Origin of the sequence: Microscilla marina ATCC 23134, from assembly GCF_000169175.1 — a bacterium.
Lineage (GTDB): Bacteria > Bacteroidota > Bacteroidia > Cytophagales > Microscillaceae > Microscilla > Microscilla marina.
In genome coordinates this window covers 239,461-262,211 of record NZ_AAWS01000009.1, presented here as the reverse complement: position 1 = coordinate 262,211, position 22,751 = coordinate 239,461, and the positions used below count along the sequence as shown (strand labels likewise).

At 42.3% G+C, this 22,751-nt stretch carries 24 protein-coding genes, 2 tRNA genes and 1 CRISPR repeat array; of the genes, 17 read left to right on the top strand and 9 right to left on the bottom strand.

Annotated elements, in window-relative coordinates:
• The first annotated feature begins 41 nt into the window (after positions 1 to 41).
• From M23134_RS10550 to M23134_RS10525, 5 genes are all read left to right on the top strand, one after another.
• Entirely contained in the window at positions 42 to 845 is an 804-nt protein-coding gene (locus M23134_RS10550) for a DnaB-like helicase C-terminal domain-containing protein (RefSeq protein ID WP_004155865.1), read from the top strand.
• A 412-nt stretch (positions 846 to 1,257) separates the two neighbouring features.
• Entirely contained in the window at positions 1,258 to 1,995 is a 738-nt protein-coding gene (locus tag M23134_RS10545) for a DnaB-like helicase C-terminal domain-containing protein (RefSeq protein ID WP_004155863.1), read from the top strand.
• A 162-nt stretch (positions 1,996 to 2,157) separates the two neighbouring features.
• The gene (locus M23134_RS37860) at positions 2,158 to 3,015 is read left to right on the top strand and encodes a Rha family transcriptional regulator (RefSeq protein WP_232296798.1); all 858 of its coding nucleotides are present in this window, start codon (positions 2,158 to 2,160) and stop codon (positions 3,013 to 3,015) included.
• 130 nt (positions 3,016 to 3,145) lie between these two features.
• Entirely contained in the window at positions 3,146 to 3,565 is a 420-nt protein-coding gene (locus M23134_RS10535; protein ID WP_045113334.1) for a hypothetical protein, read from the top strand.
• Positions 3,566 to 4,315: 750 nt separating this feature from the next.
• Positions 4,316 to 4,585: a helix-turn-helix domain-containing protein gene (locus M23134_RS10525; protein WP_002702486.1), complete on the top strand. Its 270-nt coding sequence runs from the start codon at positions 4,316 to 4,318 to the stop codon at positions 4,583 to 4,585.
• Positions 4,586 to 4,643: 58 nt separating this feature from the next.
• Here M23134_RS10525 and M23134_RS10520 read toward each other — a convergent pair whose 3' ends face one another.
• The 3 genes from M23134_RS10520 to M23134_RS41055 form a co-directional block, all read right to left on the bottom strand.
• A complete protein-coding gene (locus M23134_RS10520; protein WP_004155846.1) occupies positions 4,644 to 5,906 on the bottom strand; it encodes a site-specific integrase in 1,263 nt (420 codons plus the stop codon).
• Between the two features lie 279 nt (positions 5,907 to 6,185).
• Positions 6,186 to 6,305 (bottom strand) — tRNA-OTHER (locus tag M23134_RS41060).
• Positions 6,306 to 6,839: 534 nt separating this feature from the next.
• Positions 6,840 to 6,976, bottom strand: a tRNA-Lys gene (locus M23134_RS41055).
• Between the two features lie 405 nt (positions 6,977 to 7,381).
• On the opposite strand from M23134_RS41055, the gene M23134_RS37855 reads away from it, so the two are divergent.
• From M23134_RS37855 to M23134_RS10480, 8 genes are all read left to right on the top strand, one after another.
• Positions 7,382 to 8,869, top strand: coding sequence for a DNA-methyltransferase (locus M23134_RS37855; protein WP_004155843.1), 1,488 nt, complete (start codon positions 7,382 to 7,384; stop codon positions 8,867 to 8,869).
• Positions 8,870 to 9,124: 255 nt separating this feature from the next.
• Complete coding sequence (locus M23134_RS10510; RefSeq protein ID WP_004155842.1) at positions 9,125 to 9,688, top strand: hypothetical protein; 564 nt, start codon at positions 9,125 to 9,127, stop codon at positions 9,686 to 9,688.
• Positions 9,678 to 11,291: a hypothetical protein gene (locus M23134_RS10505; RefSeq protein WP_004155841.1), complete on the top strand. Its 1,614-nt coding sequence runs from the start codon at positions 9,678 to 9,680 to the stop codon at positions 11,289 to 11,291. The genes M23134_RS10510 and M23134_RS10505 overlap by 11 nt, the downstream gene beginning before the upstream one ends.
• Positions 11,281 to 11,910: a hypothetical protein gene (locus tag M23134_RS10500; RefSeq protein WP_004155840.1), complete on the top strand. Its 630-nt coding sequence runs from the start codon at positions 11,281 to 11,283 to the stop codon at positions 11,908 to 11,910. The genes M23134_RS10505 and M23134_RS10500 overlap by 11 nt, the downstream gene beginning before the upstream one ends.
• Positions 11,911 to 11,960: 50 nt before the next feature.
• Positions 11,961 to 13,820 (top strand): phage portal protein family protein, encoded by a 1,860-nt coding sequence (locus tag M23134_RS10495; protein WP_004155839.1) that lies wholly within the window; start codon positions 11,961 to 11,963, stop codon positions 13,818 to 13,820.
• A 36-nt stretch (positions 13,821 to 13,856) separates the two neighbouring features.
• Positions 13,857 to 14,342, top strand: a complete 486-nt coding sequence (locus tag M23134_RS37850; RefSeq protein ID WP_053337281.1) for a phage virion morphogenesis protein — start codon at positions 13,857 to 13,859, stop codon at positions 14,340 to 14,342.
• A gap of 11 nt (positions 14,343 to 14,353) precedes the next feature.
• The gene (locus M23134_RS10485; protein WP_004155831.1) at positions 14,354 to 14,833 is read left to right on the top strand and encodes a hypothetical protein; all 480 of its coding nucleotides are present in this window, start codon (positions 14,354 to 14,356) and stop codon (positions 14,831 to 14,833) included.
• A gap of 115 nt (positions 14,834 to 14,948) precedes the next feature.
• On the top strand, positions 14,949 to 15,134 hold the full coding sequence (locus tag M23134_RS10480) for a hypothetical protein (RefSeq protein ID WP_004155830.1): 186 nt from the start codon (positions 14,949 to 14,951) through the stop codon (positions 15,132 to 15,134).
• A gap of 2 nt (positions 15,135 to 15,136) precedes the next feature.
• On the opposite strand, the gene M23134_RS10475 is transcribed toward M23134_RS10480, so the two are convergent.
• From M23134_RS10475 to M23134_RS10470, 3 genes are all read right to left on the bottom strand, one after another.
• Positions 15,137 to 15,985: a competence protein CoiA family protein gene (locus tag M23134_RS10475; protein WP_004155829.1), complete on the bottom strand. Its 849-nt coding sequence runs from the start codon at positions 15,983 to 15,985 to the stop codon at positions 15,137 to 15,139.
• 71 nt (positions 15,986 to 16,056) lie between these two features.
• A complete protein-coding gene (locus M23134_RS41050) occupies positions 16,057 to 16,227 on the bottom strand; it encodes a DUF1660 family phage protein (RefSeq protein WP_004155827.1) in 171 nt (56 codons plus the stop codon).
• Between the two features lie 37 nt (positions 16,228 to 16,264).
• Positions 16,265 to 16,759, bottom strand: a complete 495-nt coding sequence (locus M23134_RS10470; RefSeq protein WP_004155826.1) for a hypothetical protein — start codon at positions 16,757 to 16,759, stop codon at positions 16,265 to 16,267.
• 165 nt (positions 16,760 to 16,924) lie between these two features.
• Here M23134_RS10470 and M23134_RS10465 point away from each other — a divergent pair, with 165 nt between their 5' ends.
• Positions 16,925 to 17,617 (top strand): hypothetical protein, encoded by a 693-nt coding sequence (locus M23134_RS10465; protein ID WP_004155820.1) that lies wholly within the window; start codon positions 16,925 to 16,927, stop codon positions 17,615 to 17,617.
• A gap of 373 nt (positions 17,618 to 17,990) precedes the next feature.
• Positions 17,991 to 18,478: direct repeats of the CRISPR family, unit length 30 nt; unit sequence ATATTAATCGCACCATATAGGAATTGAAAT.
• A 360-nt stretch (positions 18,479 to 18,838) separates the two neighbouring features.
• On the opposite strand, the gene M23134_RS10460 is transcribed toward M23134_RS10465, so the two are convergent.
• Together M23134_RS10460 and M23134_RS10455 are read right to left on the bottom strand one after the other, a co-directional pair.
• Positions 18,839 to 19,270, bottom strand: a complete 432-nt coding sequence (locus M23134_RS10460) for a hypothetical protein (protein ID WP_004155819.1) — start codon at positions 19,268 to 19,270, stop codon at positions 18,839 to 18,841.
• Positions 19,271 to 19,674: 404 nt separating this feature from the next.
• Entirely contained in the window at positions 19,675 to 20,244 is a 570-nt protein-coding gene (locus M23134_RS10455) for an SH3 beta-barrel fold-containing protein (RefSeq protein ID WP_045113333.1), read from the bottom strand.
• 441 nt (positions 20,245 to 20,685) lie between these two features.
• Here M23134_RS10455 and M23134_RS10450 point away from each other — a divergent pair, with 441 nt between their 5' ends.
• On the top strand, positions 20,686 to 20,967 hold the full coding sequence (locus M23134_RS10450) for a hypothetical protein (protein WP_004155814.1): 282 nt from the start codon (positions 20,686 to 20,688) through the stop codon (positions 20,965 to 20,967).
• A 168-nt stretch (positions 20,968 to 21,135) separates the two neighbouring features.
• Here the strand turns inward: M23134_RS10450 and M23134_RS10445 are convergent, their stop codons facing one another.
• A complete protein-coding gene (locus M23134_RS10445; protein WP_004155813.1) occupies positions 21,136 to 21,633 on the bottom strand; it encodes a hypothetical protein in 498 nt (165 codons plus the stop codon).
• Between the two features lie 421 nt (positions 21,634 to 22,054).
• Here M23134_RS10445 and M23134_RS10440 point away from each other — a divergent pair, with 421 nt between their 5' ends.
• Together M23134_RS10440 and M23134_RS10435 are read left to right on the top strand one after the other, a co-directional pair.
• Positions 22,055 to 22,297, top strand: coding sequence for a hypothetical protein (locus M23134_RS10440; protein WP_045113332.1), 243 nt, complete (start codon positions 22,055 to 22,057; stop codon positions 22,295 to 22,297).
• A gap of 42 nt (positions 22,298 to 22,339) precedes the next feature.
• Positions 22,340 to 22,723 carry a hypothetical protein gene (locus M23134_RS10435; protein WP_004155809.1) on the top strand — a complete coding sequence of 128 codons (384 nt, stop codon included), beginning with the start codon at positions 22,340 to 22,342 and terminating at the stop codon, positions 22,721 to 22,723.
• Positions 22,724 to 22,751: the final 28 nt, after the last annotated feature.

The window sequence follows — 22,751 nt, the reverse complement described above, 5'->3', positions numbered from 1 at the left end:
CATTCATAAGAATTAAATAAAAACAACAAAAGAGTTATCAAATGAAAAAGCAAAGTAACAATCAATCACAGAATAAGACCCCGGCAGAAATTTCTGGCATTAGAAGTGGTTTTGAAGAATTGGATCAACTCACAGGTGGATGGCAAAAGGGGCAACTTACTTTGATTGCTTCACTTTCTAGCTTGGGTAAAACCTCTTTAATGGCAATGTTTGCCCACAGTGCCAGCAAAGAAAACACCCCTACTCTGATCTTTAACCTGGAATCACCAACGGATTGCCTTGTTCACAAAATGATATGCACTGAAGCAAGGATAGAGATGAACAGCAGCAGGTCGGGACAACTGACCAAGGAAGAATTTGCTTCACTTGAAAAACAAGCCCAACTGTTGAACCAACGTCCAATATTTATTGATGACAGCAGTAGTTTTCCACTTCAGAAGTTAAAGACCAAAATCATGCGGTTCAAAATTAAACACGATATTCAACTCGTATGCATTGACTTTATTCAATTCATTGAAGTCAAAGAACAATCTTTTGGTAGCAGGTCTCAGGAACTCGCCTGGATCACAGAGCAACTAAAAAAAATGGCCAGTGAACTGCAAATATCCATCATTGCTGTAGTACAGTTAAATCGTTCACATGCCTTGGAAAGACGACCGCCTTGCCTGGCTGATCTGGAAGCCACCAAAAATGCTGATACTGTTTTATTTCTCCACCGGGTACCGGAAGATGCCCAGGGCATTACGCAACTTATCCTGGCAAAGAACAAAGCCAAACCAACCAATGTAATCATACCATTGCAGTTCATTGGCAAGCACACTTACTTTAAAAGCTTGCAAAAGTGATCCAGAGGGGCAGGTAGTGGTAGGGAAGGACTTAAACTCGCTACCCAAAAACAGAACCAGACTTATGACCTGGTTCAGTGTTGACAGACAAAGTAACAATGCAAAGAAGGTTTTAGAGGAAGATTTACATAACTCGCTGACTATCAGTTTTCCCTTCAAGTTGCGGAAAAATAAAAAGGCAGGAAGAGAAGCCCCTTTGATGTTATTCGTATGTCAGTCGAATGTGCCAAAGATTTGAAAATTTAGAAGAGAGTTTTGGCAAATGGCTAATGGAGAGGTTATGCCTCCTCAAACACTACCTACAGCTCCCTGAGAGGATTTAGCAGGAATCCGGATGACTTTGAAGAAAAGTAAATCCTGCCAGCAAATAGCAAAATAGGTTTTTCAAACATTTTAAATCAAGATAACTCTTATGATGACAGCCGATTTATTTCACCTTACCCAACCCCTTACTCATATTGCTTCTTACCCTAAAGCAGGCAAAACCAGCCTGGCGGTAAGTTTGGCTCTCGATGCACTTATACACCACGATATGGGTATTTTCTTTTGTTCGGCAGGCAAAGAAAGAGACATCAGGCATCGCATGGTATCAGCCATGAGTGATATTGACCTGATAGAAATAGAGCACATCAAAGAAAGTCCCGAAGATGCAAAGTACAAAAAATACCAGGATACGTTAATGGCCACCTTTAACCTTAATTTCATTGCCTGTAACATCAGAGGGCTTGCATTTGAGGAGTTCAGACGCAAATGCCTTTATCACGCCTATTACAATCAGGTTAAACTCATTATTATAGATGATTTACATCAGGTAGTGGATGGAGACACTCAAAGTAATATTCAGGAATTAAAAAAGCTTGCCAACGTGTTGAACATCCCTTGCATTGTATTTACCCCATTGCCCCAGGCAGAAGATGACAATATACAAAAGGTGACTAAAATCAATGCTTTGCTGAACACTTATGCAGATGTAACCATGTGGCTGGATCGTCCGGAGTATGAAATAGCGGCTCAATTGGAAGTAATTAAGCAGCCTACAGGCGAGCCCTCTGACATCCCCCTGAGTTTTACTCCGCGAACGGCTCACTTTACGGATGTGGAAATGGTTGGCTTACATTTTATTCTGACAGAATTGGAAGCGACCAGATAGCATATTTGTGAGCTGTCCCCCTGATATCTTAAATATTATGGGGGGACATAGAACAGTTTAGTTTTCAAAAATAACAAGGGGCGAATGAGGAACCGGGAAAGATGTTATTTTCTAAAAAAAACGTTTTCGCCCCACTCAAACCTTATTTTAATGACAAAATCAATGAACAAAGACAACTCAACACAAGTTTCACTGGAAGGCTTATTACCTATTGAAATAAAAAACGAAATGCCAGTAGTAGATAGCAGGTTGGTGGCAGAAACATTAGGAATCAAGCATAAAGCTTTGATGGCAACGATCAGGCGTTATCAGGCTAAAATAGAAGAATTTGGCTCACTGCCTTTTGAAACCGAAGTGAGAAAACGTGATGTAGGGGCAACTACCCTAAGATTCTGCTACCTTAGTGAGAATCAGGCCATCTTCATTGGTACCCTTTCCAGGAACACGAAAAAGGTTGTTGCCTTTAAATCCAAACTGATTCAATCATTCGACCATGTTCGAAAAACAGTTCAGGGACAGCCATTCAATCAGAAGCTTTGGGTACAGGCAGTAAAAAACCTCTGTGAACTAACAAAGTCCACCAAAGAAACTAAAAGGGAAATAAAAATTTTGAACTCCCGGCAAACATTTTTGGCACACGAAATAAGTAGCATCAGGGATGCACAAGATTCCTTGACAGACAAAATAACCCATATCAAGGCAGCTCAAGCAAGTTTACAGATAGAAAACTTCAACCCGCTTTTTACCAAAGTCAGAAAAGAATTGGGGCAAATGATGCAAAATTATTCGATCTGGTATGGGATAACCACCCAGGGACTCTACCAGATTCTTTACAAGGAATTTACCGTAGCATCCGGACAAAATATATATCAGCAAGCAAAAATGGCAAATAAAACACCCATCGAGTGGCTCGAATCCACAGGCTGGATTTTAGAGGCTTATGACCTGGCAATAAAACATTTTGGAATGCCAGAGGAAAATCAAGATTATAAGGGTGACTTAGGAAATCCTGACAGATAAGAGAGTAGAAGGCATCATAACAGTAGTTCAATCTTTCAAATTGGAAGAAAGACAACTACTGTTATTTTAACCAGTGAGTGATGTTGAGATTCAAAAATGGTAAATCAATCAGCTTTTAATGATAAAACCAATGAACACAAATGATTTAAGGCAGCAACCTCCTGTGGCAGGTTTGCTTCTGGTAAAGGCATTGGCTGAGGCTCTAATGGAAGCTATTAGGTGTTATCAGGCTAAAATAGAAGAGTCTGGCTCGCTGCCTCTTGAAACGGTAGTGAGAAAACGCGATATAGGGGTAGCTACCCTTGATCAGGCTAGAATAGAAGAGCCTGGCTCGCTGCCTTTTGAAATGGAGATGAGAAAACGTGATATAGGGGCAGCTACCCTTGATCAGGCTAAAATAGAAGAGCCTGGCTCGCTACCTCTTGAAACGGTAGTGAGAAAACGTGATATAGGGGCAGCTACCCTTGATCAGGCTAACATAGAAGAGCTTGGCTCGCTGCCTCTTGAAACGGTAGTGAGAAAACGTGGTGTTAAGATGCTGCTACCTTAACGAAAGCCGGGCGATTTCTGTTGGTACCCTGTCCAGAAAAAGGTTGTTGCCTTTAAAAAACGACAATACAAAGAAGGTTTTAAAGGAAACCTCACATAACTCACTGACTATCAATTTTTCCGCCAAGTTGCGAAAAATAAAAAGACAGGAAGAAGCAGACCCTTTGATACTATTTGTATGTCAGTCGAATGTGCCAAAGCGTTTACCATGTTAGCCCAAACTGATAAGGGGCGGGAAGTCAGAAAACACTTTATTGAGTGTGAAAAAAAGTACAATGCGAGAAATGAAGCATTATCCCCGGCACAAATGCTTTTGATACAGGCTCAACAAATGGTAGACTTCGAATCAAAACTATAGAGCAGGATAAGCAAAAAGTAGAAGTAGAATTGAATGCACTGGAAAAAAGAAGAAACCTTGACGCTTTTTGTAGATTCTCGAAAAGTGTTGAATCAATTAGTAAAAAACTATGCAACCTATAAGCGCGCACCAGTACAGAAGATATACCAAACTGTTTACAAGTAATTCTCTTTGGTATATGGAAAAAAACTATATCAAAATGCTAAAAGGGTGAATAAAACGCCTATTGCCCCAATGCATCGGGATTTTCAACCTGGTTGGAAAGCAGAGGTTGGATTCCAGAAGCGTATGATCTGGCAAAAAAGATTTTCGTAATAACAACTAGTGAAAAAATCAGAGACAAATGCCTGCAACCATAACCTTTTATTTAAAAAAAAATAAGTATTTAAAATTATGGCAATAAATATTCCAACAACAGAAGATCTTCAGGACTTAATGAAGGATTTTGAAAAAACAATGTATGGCAAGATAGAAGCGTTATTTAAAGCTGAAAACAGTGGGTTAGATATATACACCAACAAAAGAATCAAAGAAGAAATGGGAGGAGACATCAGCGATGATACCCTTGCCCGAATGAGAGAAAGAGGGGAGCTTCCAGCGAAAAAAGTGAGCGGAAAGTGGTACTATAAAGGAGAAGATATACGCAGAGTCTTTACAGAATAGTCGTACACACTACCAAATACCCCTCGTTTTATATTGCTAAACCGAGGGGTAATATCTCTCAATCAGTAAACAAGCCTTCAAACTTATCCATTTCTTTTGCAATGGTTTCATTGGCAAGGCTTGCATAAATTTCTGTGATTGCTTCATTAGTATGCCCGGTCATTTCTTTTAGTTTTGATCGGTCAGTCCCCGCATTATACACCAAAGTGGCAAAGGTTCTACGCCCTACATGGCTTGTCAAGTGCTTATCAATTCCTACATACTCCGCAATCATTTTGAGGTAAGTATTGTAATTTCCACTGGTAATTACAGGAATCAATACACCTTTACTTAAACAGACAGGATCATCTTTGTACTTATCTAAAATAAACCTGGCCTGAGGAAGCAAAGGCATCTTGGCAATGGTGGAAGATTTTACCCGTTCTTTAATAATCCAGGTTCGCTCACCTTGCTCAATCAGGTGCTCTGGTTTCAAGTCCACAATATCAGAGAAAGCAAATCCGGTAAAACACTGGAAAACAAAACAATCACGAACTCTTTCCATTCCTCGCTTATCAGATAAATCTACTTCCATAATTTGCTTTAACTCATCCAGAGTAAGGATAACCCGCTTTGGGCGCTCATCTTTAGGGATTTTGAACTTCGCAATTAATGGGTTAGTTCTAATTTCTCCCAACTGTACAGCAGTGTTGACTGCCTGACGGAAATGCCTCACCTCTTTGATGGCGGTCTGATGTTTCTTAGGCAAACGGGTAGAACCATCAAACCTGATCGTGGTTTTAGTAGTACACCAATCTACATACCGAATATCAAAGCCCTTATAAGCTTCTTTTAAAAGATCAGTCAGATAAATGTCCTCCTTGCCATACTCATCCCGTAAAAACAACTTTAAGTTCTGAATGGAGATTTTGATTTTTCTTTGCGTACCACTTCTAAGTCCGCTCCGGTTAGCTGATCTGGTAAGTACTTCTAAAAGAGTGATGCCTTTTTCTTCTTCCCCTTTGGCAACTGCTTTTAATTTTTGAAGTCGTACTTCTTCTTCCTCGTTTACCAAATCAGTATAAGCATTCAGAATCCTGCCTCTCATCTTATTTAGCAGGCGATTCATGCTTTTGATCACTTCGCTAGTACCTTTGATAAAAATTTGATCTCCATTCTTTTCCAATTTGACCACTGGAGGCAACCATCTATCCATAGGTATTTTGACCTCAGTCTGGAAATCCACTCTTTTCCCTTGATAAGATATACGGCAAAACACAGGGGTTTCACCTTTCTTGTTTGTCTTATCTTTTCTTAATAAAAAACCTATTGAAAGTCCCATAATTATTGTATGTTTAGTTACCAATTTTACTCATATAGCAAATGGTAACCTACTCTAAGTTTTAGTATTTATGATGCTTATTAACAACCACTTACAATGCACAGCACTAGAGATACGGCTACTTTTCAGGTTACCTAAAAGCTAAAATAGCACAAGGTAACCCCAAGGGTAGCTCGAATGATGCGTAAAGATGCGCATTACTGCTTATAAATAAAAATATAAATACCTGAAAATCAAAGAGAAACAATGATTTGCGTATGATTAAAGAAAGGGGTTGGAAAGCAGACAGGGCTCGAACCTGCACCCCCGGCACCAAAAGCTAAGGAGTAAGTTAGATTTGACCCTTGTGTGGATAATGAAATAACTTTACGGTGTTCTATCCAGTTGAACTACTGCTTTCATGTTTTTTAAAATTTGGGTGGATAATTTTCAAACTGCCGGGTTCGAACCGGAGCCTCCTTGCGGAGGTTCAACCAATAGAATAGAAGTAAGTTTGAATGGAGCCTGCCCAAAGTTTTTGTTTTCAAAATATCAGATTTTCATACAGCTTTTCTGTATTGATAAAACAAAGTAAAAGGGGGCTTGCGCAGTCTTTTTGCGTAGCTTATATTTTTTTTTAGGAAATAGAGTTAGGACAGCCCGCGACTGCTGAGAACAAACAAACTACAGGGGCACACATAGCTATAAGGCTAACACGCGCATCCTTGCGCGTGACTGCTGAGAACAAATAAATCAATGTACAAAGAAGGTGGCAACGTGGGCACACGCGAGGGTGATGGGCGTTAACGAAGGTAAATAATAAAAAAGAAGTGGGTAGGATTCGAACCTACAGCCCATAACAGGAAAGAAGTAAGGTATATTTGACCTGTTGGGTAATGATATAACTTAGCCACTGGGCACTGCTCTAGAGTATAGCGCTACCACTTCTGACAATGGCAAAGCAGGCAGGACTCGAACCTGCATTTCTGGAATGGAACATTTTAGAAGTAAGTTTCATTTGACCTGCCAAGGTGAGCGATAATTTCGAAACTTAAAAATTTCCAGCGTCCTAACCGTTAAACGACTGCTTTTTATATCAGCTCATAGCGTTCAGCCAATAGACGATAACTATTTTGTGAACACCCGAAACTGAAAAACAATAGGTTACCAATACTCTTATAACATTTTTCACACGAGCGTATTGATATAATGTAGTGAAGCAGGCAGGACTCAAGTAAAAAACATAAAATACTGATATTCAGCATAAAAAAACCTGTAAATACCAAGCAGTAACCTATATGGTAACCATTTGGTTTAGGTTTGTTTTTGACTGTTTGCTTACGCTTACTCCCTTATTTGATTACAAAGTAAAACTGCTATTACGCAACCTTTTTGCGTACTACTTTTTTATTCAAAAAAAATCTCTGTGAATGCCTGAAAACCTCCTGTAATCAACTAATAATAAACTTTTTACATCAAACAACTATTGAAAGATTATGGCAAAAGAAGATCAAACCCCCACTCCCGAAGCCTTGCGTTCCCGCATTTTAGGTTTAGAAATGATCGACTGGAAAGCAATGGATTTTATCCAGCAGGACAACTTTAAGGTATCTACCGACGAGCAATACCAAAAAGTGGTCAGCTCGTTAGTCAATAACCAGTTCGTAGCCCCTTTTTATGTATGGCGAGACGAAGCAGGCAACCACTGGTGTGTAGACGGCAAGCGCCGCGATACCGTGTTGCGTCGTATTGAAGAAGAAGGTGGGGCAACGGTGCACGATACCGATACCGGGCAAAACCAGTTCTACGAAATTACTATCCCCACAGAACTACCTGCGCTCATTATCGAGGCAGACTCCAAAGAAGAAGCGGCCAAGTTGGTGCTCCTTTATTCCTCCGGTTATGGTGAGGTGACTCAACAAGGGCTGGCCGAATTCATTGAACAGTACGACCTCAACTTTCCTCAGCTCAAGTTTGAAATCAACCTCCCTGAGTTTTCTATGCCTCGCTTCGAGCAAACCTTTGATACCTTTGGGCTGGGCAGTAATGGCAGTGCAGGCGGGGAAGCTCCCTATGCCGAAGAACACGAAGACTTTATGCCTGACGAAGAAGCCGAGGTAATCGTACAAAAAGGAGATGTATATGAGCTCAACGGCAAACACCGTCTCATCTGTGGGGACAGCCTTTTGGCAGCAACCTTTGAAACCCTAATGAATGGAACACTAGCAAGAGTACTTATTACCGACCCACCTTATAACATCCCTTACAGTCTATTTGGTGGCTTAGGCAAAGTACAGCACGAAGACTTTTCTATGGCTGCGGGCGAAATGGGTGACCAGGAGTTCGTGGAGTTTCTTGCAACCTATATGCGCCACGCCGTACAACACACCGTAGATGGCAGCATTCATTACAATTTTATGGACTTTCGTCACGCCTGGCACATGTGCGAGGCTGGAGGTAAAGTATATGGCAGCCGCGAACCCAAACAAGTCTGCGTTTGGAACAAATCTATTCAGGCAAATGGCAGCTTCTATAGGGCAAAACATGAGTTTTGTTTTATTTTCAAGTCGGGTGAGGCAAAACACTTGTCTCATCTGGAACTCAAAGATCGTTTCCGCTCTAATGTTTGGGAATACAAATCTGCCAACGATTTCTCGAATGAGGAACGCAAAGAGTTTGGCAGGTTAGGTGCCCTGGAAAACCACCCCACACCCAAACCAGTGCGAATGATTGCCGATGCCTTGCTCGATACTACCAACGAAGGGGACATTGCGTTGGACTGCTTTTTGGGTTCAGGTACCACTCTGATGGCCGCCGAACGCACCCGCCGGATATGCTATGGTGTTGAATACGAACCTGGCTATATGCAAGGCATTCTTACCCGGTTTATTCATCATTGCCAAACCGAAAACAAACCATTTGAGATCACACGCAATGGTGAGTTGATGACGGAGGAAGCCCTTGCCCCCTTGATGCCTAAATAAATGCTGGGGCAGTCAAATCCGTGTCTAATCAGTTAGGCATGGATTTGCTGACCCACTCCCTTCCCCTTTATTTTTTGCTTTAGGCAAATTATACCACTACACCTTGCCTATTTCTCCATTCTCATAACAAATGGCTGTTTAAGCTCTTTCAATTGCGCACTTTTGTAACTACCGTCATATAGCGCAGTTACTGAGTAATAATAACTTATATTGGGCAAATTGTACACGCCCATGCGCGGGCGCGCGCGAAGGAAAATGAGCAAAGATAAAAAAAACATATCGCCCCAAAGGAAAAGCAAGGCTACCGAACACTACACGACTCCTGACAAGCAAAAGGCTTTTGTGGAGGCACTCGTGCATACCGGAGGTAACCGCCAACTTGCCTGTGAACGCGCCAGCCAACAATTGGGAGTCAAGGTATCACGCAGCTCGGTCTATCACTGGCTCAAAAACAACCAAAGCTTTGCCAAAAAAGTAGCCGAAGCCAACCAGATTGGCGATGCTATTACGGTAGACCTTGCCCAAAGTACCCTGGTACAACGCACCCAGGGCATGTATTACAAAGAGCAGGTGGTGGTAAAGCTGAAGGTAGATAAGTACAAAGAACGGGTAGAAGTAAAAGAAGTGAAAAAGTACCTGCCGCCTGATTATCACGCGGCAAAAATACTGCTGAGTGCCAAGGCACAACACCTGGGGTATGGTACCCAAAAAGTGGAGCATTCGGGTGAAATCACCACCAAAAATATTCAGGTAACCATTGCCAACCCTTATGAAGCTGAGGCAAACGAAAATGGGGAGGGAGAAATAGATGACCAGTAAAAAGAAAGGGCAAGCAGTGACCGTCCGCCCCAGTAAACCCCAGTTTGATATTTACGTGTCGCGTACTCCGGTCAACTTGTTTATGGCGGGGCAGGGAGCAGGAAAAACGCACGGGGCTGGTTTGATTTCGTTTCGTTTGATTACCAACTTTCCCGGAGTGTTTGGTTTTATGGGCGCCAACACCGATATGCAGCTCACTGACTCTACCCTATACCGGGTCTTTTTGGTCTGGAAAGATTTGGGGTTGGAAGAATATGACGAATACCTGGGGCAGGGCGACTATGTGGTGGGCACTCAACCCCCCAGGCACTTTAGCCGGGAAGGGCACGCTTTTAAAAGCTACCGCAACAAAATCAGCTTTTGGAATGGCTGCGTAGTTTTTATTGGGTCTTTGGAGAACTACAAAGCCCACGATGGGAAAGAATTTGCCTGGGCGATTTTGGATGAAACCAAGGACACGCGCGAGGAAGCAGTGCAGGAAGTAATCCTGGGAAGGCTTCGCCAACAAGGTTTGTATATTAGCCAGACAAGGGTGGGGGCACTCACTAGTGAGGAATATGATGAAGGAAGCCCTGTAGCAGCTAACCTCCCTTTTAACCCTTTGTATATTTTTACTTCTCCTGCCAAAGTCCCTTGGATCAACGATTGGTTTGAGTTGAGCGAGTATGAAGAAGAAATCAAGGCAAAGATTTATGATCCGCCCCAGTACTTTAAAAAGAAAGTAGGCGGGGGCTCTAAGTTTGTGGTGATTTCAGCTACTCACCTGAACCTCAAAAACCTGCCTTCTAACTACATTCAAAAACAAGAAGCCAACCTTGCCTCTCATCGGCACGGGATGCTCATTTATGGAGACCCCCTGGCCAAAAGTGGAGGTGAGTTTTGGAAACAATGGGATGCCAGCGTGCATTCAGGGTATTATTATGAAGCAGTGTATGATCCTGCCCACCCCCTGGATATTACCTGGGACTTCAATGTGCACCCTTATGTGACCTGCATTGTCATTCAGGTATTTGTGCGACCCAAGGAAGGGATGATTGATGTGTATATTTTAGATGAGATACTGGGTAAGACCCCTCGCAATACAACCCCTCATACTTGTGAGAATTTTTTAAAAATATACCAATCCCACCAGGGGCGAATTTATGTGCACGGTGATCCATCGGGCAAAAATAAGCAGACCAAAACCAAAGACAAGCGCTCCGATTTTAAGGTGATTGCCGAGCAGCTCAAGCCTCACTTTACCAGCCTGCGTGATATGGTGCTGTCCAAGGCACCAAGCATATCAGAGAGTGGAGATTTTATCAACCTGATCTTAGAAAAGCAAAGCTATGGTATTCGGGTGCACGTAGACAAAGCCCGTTGCAAAACGGTGATTCGGGAATTTGAATACACCAAAGAGGCCGAAGATGGCACCATCAGCAAAAAAACGATCGAAGACACCAAACTCAAAATTCGCTACCAACCCTTTGGGCACATTTCAGATGCGATCCGCTACTTTTTTGTGGCAAAGTTTGCGAAGGAGTACAAAAAATTCAGAGGGAAGGGCACCAGCCAACGCAAAACACAAACTGTACCACGAAAACAATCAAAAGATGCATTCTAATTTTTTACACCGCTACGACTACCGCCGAAGGTTGAGTGAAGCGGATTTACTTGATTTCATAGCAGGGGACTGGGGCAAGCTTGCCGAAGCCCAAAAATCGGCCATCGAAGAAATGGGGGAGTACATGGCTGCCCGTTCGTCATTGCCAAAAATATTTATCCAGTTATTTGCCTATGATTTTGCCCAAACTTTCGCAGCAGGTGATTTGGTATGGGTGAATATGAGTCCTGATACTCATCTGCCCCCAGAGGTGAAATACTATAGAGTCATCAAAGCCAACCAAGGCATTACTCCATCCAGCGATAACCCTGCTTATTGGCAGCCCTTGACCACCGATCCTCGCAGTACGATTGTACGTGATTTTGTGGTAGATATTGCCCTTTACAGGGTAGTGCCTGCCAATAGCCCCATAGAGATTGCCAATCAGTTTCGGCAATTTTATGACGATGCCATTGCCTGGTGTAAAGTCTATATGAAAAACGAGCGCCCGACTCAGTTGCCTCAAGAACCTCCTGGGGACCGGGGGATACTCATTGCAGGTGGTAAAGATAAACCAAGCTACGGCAGTAGTAGCAGCAGCAATAACAACGATCGACGAAATAGTTACCAAGGTTGGTAAACATCAGTTACACTTTTTTTCAATTGCCCAATGTCTAAAAAAACAAACGAATGACTCTGCCTACTACCCCTCACCTGAGCACTTTTGCCTCGGTGTTTCAATACGGCAGGGACCGCGTAACCATTGCCGACTGGATGCAAGCCTGGCGCATTGCCGAAAGCCCGGTCATGCCCCGTACCTATCCTTTGATGGAAATCTATGACATGGTCTGCATTGATGCCGAAGTAATCACCGCCATCAATAACCGCAAGAACAAAGTATTGGGTGAGCCTTTTTTAGTACTTGACTCTGACGGTAATTATCAGGAGGCTGCCACTAAAAAACTTCGGGGCAGTTGGTTCGATGATTTCATCAATGCGGTGCTCGATGCAGAGTTTTTTGGTTACTCGCTGATTGAGATAGGGCAAGATTTACATGATAACTATTCTATCAAAGAAATCAATACCGTTGAGCGGCGCAACATTATTCCTGGGCGAAAGTTAGTGCTTCCTTATCCTTTCTCTGCCTACGGTGAGGGCATTGACTTTAGTGCCGATTATTTGAAGCGTTGGTATATCTTCTGCCATAGCAAACGTTTCCCGTTAGGCTTGTTGTTGTACGCGGCCCCTTATGCCATTCTCAGCAGGGATGCCCTCATAAAGCACGCTGACTTTAACCGGGATTATGGCAAGCCCTATAAGATTGTGCATACCGACAAGGAAGGAGAAGAACGCCGTGAGGTATTGGATGCTTTGCTCAATGTAGAGGAAGAGCTCAACGGGGTATTTGATATTGAAGAAAAGGTAGAGGTTGCTTTTCCCTCCGGAGGGGGCGGTACCATAGATACCTTTGATAAAATGGATGAGAAGGCAAGCAAGAAGCTGCTGAAAATCATTCAGGGACACGTCAAACTCAGTAACGATACTGAGGGCGGTGCCCAAACCTACATGAACAAAGACAGCATTGCCAAAACACCCAGCGAAGAGATCAGAGAATATGATATGGCAAGGGTGGAGTCGGTAGTGAATGAAGAACTCTTTCCTCGCCTGCTGGACTTCAATTACCCGTTGGCCGGGCATTCGTTTATCTTTTTGGATACCCACCTGCGCGAGCTCCAGCGCCAAAAGAAAAGCATCTCGGAAACCGCGCTCACCCTTGCCTTGAATCACTTTGAGGTAAGCCCTGCCGAGTTTAAGAAAGCTACGGGAATTAAGGTAAAAAAGAAGGCAACCTTGCCCATAGACCAAAATGTAAAGCAGGTAATAAAAAAGAAAGAAGCAACAAGTGATGAAGGTACTACAGATATCAGTATTGCCACTGAACCTAAGACTGAAGCCAGTCAGGAAACAGGCAACCAGGTAGACAGTGCGAGCAATCTTGATACTAATGTCGAAGTTGCCAAAAACCAAGACTTTTTTAAGTATGGTGCGGTAACGCTGCCCATTAGAGATAAAAATCTATGGGTGAGCCTACTGCCAGACATCGATATAAACGACTTGTACATCTGCCCCAAGGCAGGAGTATACGGCTACGAAGATACGCCGCACATCACTGCTTTGTATGGATTACATGCTTTAGCAGGAACACCGGATCAAATCAAGGAGTTGCTTTCTGCCAAAAAGTATGCTTCAAAAGGTATTGAGGTAAACCTCACCTCCATTTCGGTGTTTGAGCAAAAAGACAGGGACTATGAGGTGCTCAAGTTTGAGGTAACCAGCCCTGCCTTAGTAACGCTCCACGAAGCATTAAAAGCAGAACTTAAACATACTTTGCAGTATGAGACCTATCAGCCCCACGCCACCATTGCTTTTATAAAAAAAGGAGCCGCAAAGAAATACATCATTGCCAAAATAGAGCAGCCGATCAAGCTATCTCTAAGCGAAGCGATTTATAGCGATGGCAGCGGGAACAAGACACTCATCAAACTCTAAACGACGCTTTGCGCTAACCATAAAACCTAAATGCTGATGATCAACGAACGAAAATTTAGAAAAGTCATGCGCGGCATGCCCAGTGGCGTGGGACGGGTCATGCTGCGCTACGTCCAGCGCAACTTTGCCAGTGAATCGTATAGAGGCAGCGCCTGGCAACCTCGCCGAAACCAGGGCAACAACCGCAAGCCACTACTGGTAGACACAGGCAAGCTCAAAGCTTCTTTTAAGGTAAGGGAGGCTAGTTGGCGAGTGATTAGGGTAGGCAGTGATCGGCAGGCAGCAAGTGGCAACGCTCACCTTGCCCAACTCCACAATGAAGGGGCGCAAGGCGTTGCCACCGTTCGCACTTATACCCGGAGGGGGCGTAATGGATCAGTGAGGGTACGTAGCCACCGCAGACACGCCCACCTGCCTCAACGACAGTTTATGCCCATCCCAGGTACAGAACCACTCCCTCCGGAACTTTGGGCAGCCATTGAAAATTTTGTAAGCGTAGAGTTAGACAAAGTATTTAAATAAAACGCATAAAAATGATTGATTTATACAACGAATTAGAGATACGCCTCAAAACACCCGAAGTAGGCATTCGTCATTTTAACTTGTGGGAAGGGCAATTTGACAATACCAGCGAAAAATTTCCTTACCCCCTACCTGCCGCCTACCTGGAAATCACCCGCGAAGACACCAGTCCGCTGGGTGACAAGGTGCTGCTGGTCAAATCCAGCTTTACCCTGCATCTGGGTTGCAAAGATTACCGTCCCACTACCACTGGAGCCAAAGTTACCACGGGCAAAGGTATCCTTTTGCTCTCCCAAGTCATCACCGCCCAGCTCCACGGTTGGCAATCGGGTAAGTTTGGTACGCTTACCCAAGTGAGTAGGCGCACCGTGAATGGCAATGGGTATTTGTACCGGGTGGAGCATGGGTATGAGATGAGTTATAAGGATTATTCGCCACAAGTAGAAAGAGAGAAGATCGATGGGGATAAGGTAGTAGTAAGAATAGAGTAACGCTACCAGTACCGGATACTTGATTTTTTACCTTGGTATTACGTATTTTATTTCAGTTGATTTTTACATCAAAACCTGACCTTAAAAAGTTATTAGTGTTAAACTATATTTACCAATGAGCCAACCTGCCGAAGGGGATGAATTTTCTCACCATTGTTTTCATTGCGATCAAAAATCTACTCAACATTACCTATATTCAGAGAAGGAACAGGTAGAGTTTGAAGGAGATACAGTAGAGATTATAGACTCTTTTTATTTGTGTTTATTATGTGGACAGGTGAATAAAATAGAGGATATATAAATTTACCCATTCTCCCACCACTTTGCCTGGCTATCTATAAAAATATTGCTCTCCGGGACGCTTAACTTGTCGTTGGTCAGGTGAAAAAATGGTCGGTTACTTTGAGTTTTAAAATCTTTGGTCAAATCTGCTTTTTGACCATACACAGGTGTTTTGAGGCGTTTATACGTTTTCTCATATCCACCCACGCACCGCTCTTCTCCGTTTTCAAACCAGGTGGATACTTCAATATATCTGGTAGCTTTGCCATAATGCACAGGAGTTAAGATACTGCCACTGCCTGGATACCAGTAATAAACCCGGCCATAATACAAAGTATGCAAAAAACGCTCAAAAAGTCTTGGTCTGAATGCTTCTTCTCCCAACGCTTTGGTGAGCGGCACCACCCAAAGGATGTATGCCCCTCTTTTTTTATATTGCGCAGTTCGGTGTAAAATTTTAGGAATGGAAAGTGTGCTGGCTTGCACCTCTATAACCACTCCTTTTCCGTCGATCCTTCCGCTTATATCAGGTCTGACCATCTGGTAGCCTTTACTACTGTTTGCCCACAAGGGTCTTTCTACTTCCCAGCGACCGCCTGAATAGGCTTGTTGTAAAACAGCCGCAATTTCGTTTTTACAGTTTTTATGCAGCTCGCTTTCTTTGGTCCCTACAGGACTGTGCCTGGCACTGTACGCAAAGTGGTCACGTTTTTCTACACACCTTCTAATCACCACTTCTTCATAAGTATCAGGGCAATAGAAAGGGGCACCTGTTTTAACCGCTTGTGAAATATGTACCGCCTGGTTGTCAGCAGCACGTTTGGCAACTAACTTTATCTTATCAGGGGTAGAATTGTACTCGTAAGGCATACAGATCAAATCATTAGTTTGTAAAATATTTGACAACTGGACAAAAGGTGGTAGAAGGGGCAAACCACCTCTTATACATCTATCCACCCCTCTACCGAATACCTTGATACCTGGGTTTTGCCACAGCGGGTACAGCGCCTTTTGAGGCTGTCGCCTTGCCATTTGTGCCCCCATATTTTGCAGGCAAGTGGGGTAGGCTTGCCTTTAGCTGTATCTTTATCTCCAGTCTTCTTATTATTCATGCGCGGTGTCATTTTTTGGTTAAATAATCAGTAATGGCTACTTGCTTTTATAGTCTACTTCTTTCAACAACTGGCGCACGGTTTCGGGGCGGTAATAGAACTGATGCCCCAGCAAACGACACAAGAAATTGGTATCGCCCAGAGTTTGCCATTTCTTAAAGGCTGCCCGCACTGCTTCGTGGCGGCGGGTGCTATTCATCCAATCAGTTGACTTGACCTGTTGCCGGATGTGCATCAACTCTTCGACCCCCACTTTCACCTCTGCCAAGTCTGCTTCTTTGAGCCGATTGGCGTTGCGTAAAACCAACGCATACACCGAACGAGGGCGGTAATAGTATTTGTAAGCAAGGGTTTGGCAAATGACCTCTGTCGATCCATACTTGATCCTTTGCAGGTACTTGAAGCTGCCCAGTACATCGTCGCGGCGGCGCACGGCGGGTTCTTTATTTTCGTCTGCCTGGTATAGCTGCTCTATCATGGCTTCGAGGGCTACTACCTCCCAGGGGGGTAGCGCGCTATGTGTAGTGCTCATAGTGTTTTACTGTTTTTGCCTACTAAATTACAAAAAAGTTATCAAACCCTAATTCACTATCTATCATACACTTAAATGTATCTATCCTAAAAAAAAGCCCCAAAAACGAGCACTTGATTCTCTTAGCTTTCGCCTTGTTCAAAAATCAAAACAATACAAACATTGATGAAACAAATCACACGCAAACACCTGGCAGTAATGCTGGGCTTGTTGTTATTGGGGACCAGCCTGGTGGTAGGCTGCAACAAAATCATCCGGGTAAGCAAAGCCCCGGATGAAAAACTTAGCCCCGAAAAAATGGTATTGCCTCGCTTTGTGGCAGGCAAGCTCACCCAAAAACTACGGGAGGTGCTACCTGATACTTTTGCCCGTGTAGAAACCAGGCAAATATTACCCCTGGGCGACACCAAAACCGTGCTCATTGAGGGCAAATATGCCGTAGGTGGCATCCAGTTTCTGGAGAAGGAAGGCAGAGTGGGCGTAGCAGTTTCTTATGACCTGGAACAGCTCTTTGCTTTTGTGGCAGCCAAACTCAAAGAAGAGCTCACTGTTAACGGCAAGACAAGCCCGGAGATCATAGAAGCCCTGGGTTTGTCGCTGGACATTTTGTTTGCTTATTACGAAACCAAAGCGAAAATACCCGTGCAAGGCAAGGTCAACACTGTTTTTCCGAACTCAGCGACCGCCACTGCCCAGGTGTTTTTATCTCAGCTTCGCTTGCTTTACTTTCAGATAGTAAGCCGGGGTGATGGCAATGGGGTAATACTTAAAATGGGTTGGAATGTAGAGGTGTTTGAAGCCTTTTTGACCGATGTGTTGGCGGGGAAGTATAAAGTAAAGGTGGTAGAGAAGGAGTGAGTTGCCCTAAAGCAAAAAAACTTGAAGGAAAGTAGATTAGCATCTACCCATCCCCCAAGATCCTTTAACCAGCTATGCGTTGCAAAGGTATGTTTCTTTTTGGTAATTTAAAATAACACTGCTGTTTTTTTTAACATTTTAATCAAGTAAAAACTTTTTAAAATTAACTGTTGCCAAGGGATTGGATATAGGGACATACAAAAAAGTTTTTTTTAAGAAGCAGCTTTATAGAAAAAATACAACACATCACCAAGTGTCGTCGCTCTTCAATGATACGATTAGAGACTGACGACATTTTTGCCCACTGTTACAGGTTTTTTTAAAAAAAATGTTATGTTTACCGTACAAACACGCACTTCTGCAAATTGAACGCATATTAATCGCACCATATAGGAATTGAAATTCTTCAGGTGACAAATGTTTTGAGATGAATCCATCAATATTAATCGCACCATATAGGAATTGAAATTAGGCCACAGGGTCACCCATCACGGTGAGAAACCCGATATTAATCGCACCATATAGGAATTGAAATACAGTATCAAGTATCGGGCAGCGGCAACGCTCCGAATATTAATCGCACCATATAGGAATTGAAATGTAGGTGTTTTCGCCCAAAAGACAGCACCTCCTCCAATATTAATCGCACCATATAGGAATTGAAATGTAGTTATCCACATAGGGGTGAGAAGCAAATGTATATATATTAATCACACCATATAGGAATTGAGATTAGAGCCTTTTGTAACAAAGAGGTGACTGATAATATTAATCGCACTATATAGGAATTGAAATTAAAATCTCCAGTACCTGGCTTGCCCTGATAGGTCCATATTAATCGCACCATATAGGAATTGAAATATATCCTGAACAACGCCTGCTGTAGTGTTGGGGAGAGTTTTTTTTGGAATAACATCCATCTGACTAAGTAGGGGTAGGTATTGGAGGTATGGCTACCTGGAAACTTTCTTGTTCGAATTGACTCACATCTGAGCCTACTAATCTCCAGGGTAGGGCGGAAACAACAAATCCGGCATGTTTATCAATTAAATAATCGATCAGGGTTCAAGCTAATTGAATATTTATTTAAGGTAAAAGTTAGAAAAAATCCTGAATGGGGGATATGTGTCAAATTATCTAAAGTTGACAATATTTCTCAAAAGTGAAGAGCCTCCTGGATTGCATCTGGTTACATTACAAATCAGGCAATACAAATATATATTATTGATCGCATTCCTGAAGCCACTTCACCGCATGAACTTTGGCCGCAATAGGCATGATATGCAAGCAACCACTGGGGAACAGTTTATTCAAACGGCGTGAGAATCCAAATTGATAAATTACGTTTTCAGGAAAAGTAAAGGCAACGTAGTGTTTGCAGCCTATGGTTTTGGTCATTTTAGGAATCCATTCATTGACCACCCAATCAATGTCTTCGGGGCTTGCTGAAAAATGTTGTAAGTCTAAAAACCATTTGCCCACTTGGTATTTTTTGGCATGTTGACCCACTTCTTGTAATAAACCTTTGAAATCTTTTCTGGGACAATGTCCTTTGCTTTTAATAATGAAAATCCCTTCTGAAGCCATTAAATCAGCGCTGATGTAGTTGCTTCTATAAATATCGGTCACCTTAATGTTTGCTGTAGTGCTCATTGCGAATGATTAATCGTCAAATTTTGTATTAAGTAGTTGATTTGATAGTTGGCAAAGATCAAACAAAGAATATAAGCAACTGACTATTAAGTATTTAAATTAACAAGAACAAGTGTTAAAGAACCATTTAGAGAATAAAATTCCCTATTTGGGAATAAAAAGTTAAGCTTGGCTTTTTATTGGTAGAAGGTGGAGGCGGCAAGCCAAACCTCTGGGAAAGATAGGTTTTGTAGAGGAAGAATGTATGATGACAAATGTAAAAGCATCACACATCATTGTTTTAAGGAGTGAGTCCATGCTTCAAAAGAAGTTTGCATAATTTAGTCGTTGTGCTAAACCACTATATTAGCAAACTACCCCATTTTATTCAACAATCAGCAATATACACTAATAAAAACTGGAGTCTAAAACTCCAGTTCCTCCTCCTGATAATATAGCCTGAATATTTCGCCCTCTTGCAGGCTAAAGTTCCAGTCAGCCTCAAGGGTTGCCAGTTCCTGCATCAGCTCACTTACCTTTTCCTGAGTTGCCCAATAACCTGCTTCACGCAGGGCTTTCTTTAGGTGCAGGGTAGTCAGTATTTTATGTTGGTTAAAGTGAGCCGTGGCCTGTTGTTTCACTACTTCATAACTCAGTTTTTTGAAGCGTAGGGTGTGGTATTCAAACTCCTCATTTACCGGGTTCAGCTCAAATAAAACATTCAATTCTTTTAACCGATCGATGTGCAGTTTACGCCACTCTCCCTTGTCGAGGTCGTAGTAATTAACCCAACCTTGGTCTTTGGGTGGATTATACTCTGCCCCGTTTGGGTGATCCTTGGCCGGGATCAGGCTAAAGTTTAAAGTTGCTTTCCGCACGTTTAGGGTGCCGTCTAACTTGGTGTAGGCGACCTGTACGATGCCTTTTCTTAAATCTTGTTTTAACTCCTCCTTAGTAAGGGAGTTGGTAGCGTTGATTTCAATGGTTGTTGTCATTGTAGTAAGCGTTTTGGTTGTTTGTTTAACTTTAATTATAAACCAAAGTACGACAAACACACACCCACTATCAAGCACTTAATCCCTTGATAACGAGGCGAATAAGATTAATTGCAAAAGCATACATTTCGCCCCAAAACCCACCAAATTGCCCACAATATGTCCTTGTTTGCCCCAAAACGCCCCTGGTTTTTTTCTAATTTGATCAAATACAGCTACCACGTAGACTCACCATTGCACTACTCCAATCCAAATCGCCCCAAACTCACATAAAAGCTGCACTTTTCCAAGGGAACAAAACGTATCAAAATATCGCTTTTCGCAGACAATATTACACCATAATTACCTGTGCCACAGTGAGTTGCTAAGGGTACGCAATTAGTCGTTCTTTGTATCATAATAATTAAACAAGTAAACAAAAACATAAAAAAATAAAAAAAGATGAATCATATAAAACAAAGAACAATAGTAGCACTAAGCAGCGGAACAGTTCAAATTACCCTCAACGGAAAGATTGAAAAAACCACCTTAAACCTTGATTTGATCCCAGCTAAAAAGCACCAGCAAATTGGTAAAGAAAACCACCAGGGCAAGCAGCTCACCTTTTACAGCCTCAGCGAAGAAAAATGGAAAGTAATTGATTTTGAACAGGTAAGCGAAATAAGAGTTCTTACCTTTTTCACCCAGACAATGCCCGTAACCATTTTCAAGAAATTAATATAAAGCCAGACAAAACCAAGCCCTTGCCCTACCTCTACAGGTGGGGCGTTGCTTGTTGGTGCAAACTATGAGCAGGTTGCTAATGACCGTTCGTTTTTTTATCTTTTTTGGTTGCTCTAAAGCAATGCCCCACTGACTTCGGGTAAAATCAGTGGGGCTTTTTTTGTTGGCTTATATTGCATCCACTCTTTCTATTGAAAAATCAATCACTGCCATGCAAGGCTTTTTCTCCCAGAATGCTTTCCCGTAATGGCTTATCAAATAAGTTTTAGCGCTCTCCTGTGAGTCAGTCAAGTCATAAGCACCAGTGGAATAATTTTTATACAAATACTGGTTTCTTGGGTAGTTATATTGATCTACAGCCTTGAATACCTTAGAGTCAATATAGTTTATATCCAGAAGACTCAGGATATGGCAAAACTTTCGAACCTTTAGATTGATCAGTTTAATAATCAAGGAAAGGTTGGTTCCTTCAATGGGCATTGATAACTGATCATTTAATTGAGCGAACAAATCCTCCTGAGTTTGTAGAATATTTTCTCTGTTTTCATGTTGAATTTGTTCCCAACCAATGATTGGCAGGAAAATCCGTGAGATTTTCTGTCGTCCAATTATTTTATTGAACAAATCAAGCGAGATGCTTCGGTTTTGAATAGTTATATGATCCATGTATTCTCGTTTTATTTAGTAGTACGTTTAACTTTAATTATGAACCAAAGTACGACAATACCCTGCCCACTATCAAGCACTTAAATCGCTGATAAAGAGGCGAATAAGGTTAGTTTCAAAAACGTACTTGTTGCCCCCAAACCAGCTAAAACACCCTCAATATGTCCTGATCTGCCCCAAAACGCCTGCACTGTTTTTATCATTTATTATCATTTGCCTATAGCATAGCTACTCTATTGCACTATGGTAATCTAAATTGCCCCAAACCCGCCCACAAATGGCACTTTTCGAAGTACACAAAACACCTCAAAATATCGCTTTCTGCAAGTACTATTACATCATAATCACTTGTGTCACAGTGAGTTGCTAAGGGCACGCAATTAGTCGTGCTTCGTGATATAAATTATTAGAAAACAAGAAAATGAAAACAAGAAAAAGATTTCGAATACCCGGAAGAACCGTTTTTGACCGGGACCTGGAACAGCACCAGGTAATACTTGACATGGGCAAAATTCATGAAGGGTTGCTGAAGGTGACCCACGAACAACTTGGCTCCACCTGGTTACCCATCAGTGTGGTTCGAAACATAGAACCACTCAGCACTAAAAACTACATCATCGAAGTAAACCGAGATTACTGGAAGGATATTTTTTGGATGAGTTAAACTACCGAAATATGATTTTAAAACAACAAACCAAGCCTAAATATGAGCTACGATAAAATACTAACCGAAGCGGATAAACTTAGCAGCAACGAACTACTCTGGCTAATTGCTGACCTTAACCACATGCAAAAAGTGAAGGAATACGATGAAGTACGTCCTAAGCTTCAGGGGCATACTAAAGGTGTGGTGTTGTCTGAAAAAAACGAACTTGGTTTTATTCTGACTGACGAGCCGGAATACGATGAAGGAAAACTTCAGCTGATGGCAGAACCTTATGGAGATAAAATGATTTATGCCTTGTATACCCTGCACGGTATCGAAATTAAACACCTGTTTACCTTAACGGATGGCTGTTTCGATTGGGAGAAAAAACTGGCTCCAAAAATCAGACTGTTTTTTGAAAAAGGGGCAGCAGCATTTGAATAATAAGGAAGGAACCGGGAGCCTCCCTCGA